Raw genomic sequence first — 3,388 nt, forward strand, 5'->3', positions numbered from 1 at the left:
CCCCGCCGTCCGTCCGGGAGACGGCCCGGCGGGCGGACCACCGGCGCGACGAGCTGCTCGCCCTGGCCGCGCGCCGGGTGCTGGAGTCGACCGGGGCGTACGGCTCGCTGGTGTACCTGCGCTCGCGGGACCGCCGCTCGCTGGTGCTGCGCACCATCGCGGGCGTGCCGCTGTCGGTGATGGGCCCGTTCCGGCGGGTGGCCGCCGCGGGGCCGCTGCCGGTCGCGGTCGCCTTCCGGACCGGCCGCGCCGTCGTCCTCACCGACGCCGAGGACACCATGCGGCGCTTCCCGCAGCTCGCGGTCGGCCTGCCGTACGACTTCGTCTCCGCCTGCGAGCCGGTGGGGCGCGGCGGGGAGACGTTCGGGGTGCTGACCGCGCTGTGGCCGGCCTCGGACGACGGAGTGGCGGCGCCGGCGGCCCGGCGGCTGGCCGAGGCGGCCGCCCAACTGGCCGACGGCCTGGCCGGGTTGGCGGAGTCCGGGCAGTCGGTGGAGCCGGGCTGCGAGGCGGCCGTGGTGGAGCTGCCGCCGCCGTCGGTGCCGACCACCCGGGTCGGGATGTTCGACTGGGACGTGGCCACCGGGTCGCTCGCCGCCGACACCCAGTTCCTGGAGATCTTCGGTTTCGGACCCGGGGAGTTCGACGGCACGGTGGCCGCCCTGGGCCGTCGCGTCGCCCCCGGCGACCTGCCCGGGTTCCGGGCCGCCGCCCGGATCGCGCTGGAGCGCGGCGAGGTGCTGGCCGCCCGGGTCCGGGTGCTCGGCCCGGACGGCCTGCCGTACCCGGTGGAGCTGTGGGCCCGGGTGCCCCGGGCGATCTCCGACGGCCGGACCCACCTGGTCGGCGCGGTGCTGGACCTCCGGAGCCTGACCGCCGCCGCGGCCGCCGTCGACCGGCTGCCCGAGGGCGTGTTCGCGCTCGACCAGGACGGCCGGATCGGCTACGCCAACCGCGCCGTCGAACCACTGCTCCGGGCCCGCCGCGAGGACCTGGTCCACCGCCCCCCGTGGGAGGCGCTGCCCTGGCTCGCCGACCCCTTCTACGAGAACCGCTACCGCGCCGCCCAGCTCTCCCAGCGGCCCACCGCCTTCCTGGCCGCCCGCCCGCCGGACGGCTGGCTCGCCTTCTCGCTCTACCCGGACCCGCACGGCGTCACCGCCCGGGTGGTCGCGGCCGAGGCCCCGCCCGGCGCCGCCGAGCCGGCCGCCGTCCCGCCGCCGCCCGCCGCCCGCACGGGGATGGGCGGCACCCACCACCTGCTCCAACTGGCCAGCGCGCTCACCGAGGCGGTCACCGTCCGGGACGTCTGCCGGGCGGTGGCCGAGGAACTCCTGCCGGCCTTCGGCGGCCAGGAGCTCGCCATCTACGCGGTGCGCGAGCAGCGGCTGCACCTGCTCTCGCAGACCGGCTACCCGGACGGCTTCCTGGACGCCTTCGAGGGCATCCCGATGGACACCCGGGTGCCCGGCGCGGAGACGCTCCGCACCGGCACCCCGGTCTTCTTTGAGTCGGTGCGCGAACTCGCCGCCACCTACCCCGGCCTGGCCCTGGACGAGATGGGCGCCTGGGCCTTCCTGCCGCTGATCGCCTCCGGCCGCCCGGTCGGCACCTGCATCGTCGGCTTCGACCTGCCGCGCCCGTTCACCGTGGAGGAGCGCGGCCTGTTCACCGCGCTCGGCGGCTTCATCGCCCAGGCCCTGGAGCGCGCCCGGCTGTACGACGCCGAGTTCGCCCTGGCCCGCGGCCTGCAGCAGGCGCTGCTGCCGCACCGGCTGCCCGAGGTGCCCGGCATCCGGATCACCGCCCGCTACCTGCCCGGCACCCAGGGCATGGAGATCGGCGGCGACTGGTACGACGCGATCGTCACGGGCGAGGACGTCACCCTGGTGATCGGCGACGTCGAGGGCCACAGCGTCGGCGCGGCCGCCACGATGGGACAGCTGCGCAGCGCCGTGCGCGCCTTCGCCACCGGTGGCGACCCACCCGACGAGGTGCTCGCCCGCACCAACCGGCTGCTGCTCGACCTCGACCCCGGGCTGCTCGCCAGCTGCTGCCTGGTCCGGCTGACCCCGGCCGTCGGGCTCGGCCGGATCGCCCGGGCCGGGCACCTCCCGCCGGTGCTGCGCCACCCCGGCGGGCGGGCCGAGGCGCTGTACGTCCCGGGCGGGCCGCTGCTCGGGGTGGACGAGCGGGCCGACTACCCGGTCAGCGACCTGCGGCTGGGCAGCGGGGCGGTGCTCGCCCTCTACACCGACGGGCTGGTGGAGGACCCGGCGGTGGCGATCGACCAGGGCGTGGACCGGCTGCGGGCCGCGCTGGCCCGGGCGGTGGCGGGGGAGGGACTGGAGCAGGCGGCCGAGCGGCTGCTGCGCGAGGTCGGCTCCGCCCGCCGGGTGGACGACGTGGCCCTGCTGCTCACGGCCTTCGGCTGAGCGGCCACTCCGTTCGGACCCGGCGGCCGCGCCGTGCGGACCGGGCGGGCAGGCCACCGGGACGGGGCCGACCAGGCGACTTTCGTCGGCGGGGGCGGCGACGAAGGAGGACGGCGGACGACCCGGCCGGACCGATAGCCTCGACGGGTGGAAGCGATCGCGCGGGCCTGGAACACAGTGGTACGGACGGCGCTGCCGGGGCCCTGGCGGCCCCGGCGGGTCGTGGGCGAGGCGCTGCTCGCCCTGTTGATGGGCGGTTTCGCCGCGCTGATGGAGCTGCTCTCCAACACCGGCCAGGCGGTGCTCGTCGGCGTCGGGGTCGCGGTGGCGTGGGTGCTGCGCAAGGGCCTGCCGGCCACCGTGCTGGTCGTCGTCGCGGCCGCCGCCGGCTGGGCGGTCGGCCCGATCCCGATGCTGGTCTGCGCCGGCTGGACGGCCGGGGCGCGGATCCGCCGGGTCTGGTCGCTGGTCGGCACCTTCGTGGTGGGCTGGGCGCTGTTCACCATGACGGGCGTGCTGAAGGAGGGCGCCTCGTTCTCGCCGAAGCTGCTGCTGCCGCTGTCCTTCGGGGCCTTCCTGGTGGTGGCCGTGCTGCCCGCGCTCTACGGCCGCTACCGGGCGCAGCGCCGCGCCCTGCTGGACGCGCTGCGCGAGCGCAACGAGCAGCTGCTGCGCGAGCGGGTCATGGTGGTGCACCAGGCGCGGCTGCGCGAGCGGCACCGGATCGCCCAGGACATGCACGACAGCCTGGGCCACCAACTGGCACTGATCTCGGTGCACTCGGGCGCGCTGGAGGTGGACCGGACGCTCACCGACCGGCAGCGCGAGGCGGTCGGGGTGCTGCGGCAGGCGGCGGTCGCGGCGATGCGCGAGCTGCGCGAGGTGGTCGGGGTGCTGCACGACGAGTCGACGGCGGTGCCGGCCACCGCCCCGGCGGCCGCCGGGGTGCCCAC

At 77.2% G+C, this 3,388-nt stretch carries 2 protein-coding genes; both read left to right on the plus strand.

The genetic code is table 11. The features are described 5' to 3' along the window. Positions 1 to 2,435 (plus strand): SpoIIE family protein phosphatase (locus AE652_RS38065; RefSeq protein ID WP_049659912.1); only part of this gene is annotated, 2,435 nt, incomplete at its 5' end. Positions 2,436 to 2,582: 147 nt separating this feature from the next. Beyond that, positions 2,583 to 3,388 (plus strand): sensor histidine kinase (locus AE652_RS38070; protein WP_199823207.1); only part of this gene is annotated, 806 nt, incomplete at its 3' end.

Origin of the sequence: Kitasatospora sp. MY 5-36 (assembly GCF_001182915.1) — a bacterium.
In the GTDB taxonomy this organism is placed as follows: Bacteria; Actinomycetota; Actinomycetes; order Streptomycetales; family Streptomycetaceae; genus Kitasatospora.